Here is a 231-nt window from a genome sequence, read left to right as displayed (position 1 = left end):
AGGGGTCTTGGAACCGTATCAAGCAGATTGAAAAAGACGAACGCCTTGCCCGCCGCACTGCGCTTGGGCTTGAAACGACTGAGAAAAAAGGCTTCCTTGATGATGTGCCGACCTATTTACCGGCATTGGTAAGCGCGCTGAAATATCAGCAAAAAGCTGCGCGTGTTGGTTTTGACTGGGCAGAGGCAGCCCCTATTCTGGACAAGGTTGCCGAAGAAGCGCAGGAACTGC

Annotated in this window: 1 pseudogene; it reads left to right on the top strand. The window is 52.8% G+C overall.

Features of this window, described 5'->3' with window-relative positions:
• A pseudogene (locus tag HBA93_RS23935) lies at positions 1-231 on the top strand (nucleoside triphosphate pyrophosphohydrolase); the annotation flags it as partial.

Source organism: Ochrobactrum sp. SFR4, from assembly GCF_019730395.1.
Classification (GTDB): domain Bacteria; phylum Pseudomonadota; class Alphaproteobacteria; order Rhizobiales; family Rhizobiaceae; genus Pseudochrobactrum.
The sequence above is the reverse complement of the archived record's forward strand: the minus strand, read 5'-3'. Positions and strand labels throughout refer to the sequence as shown.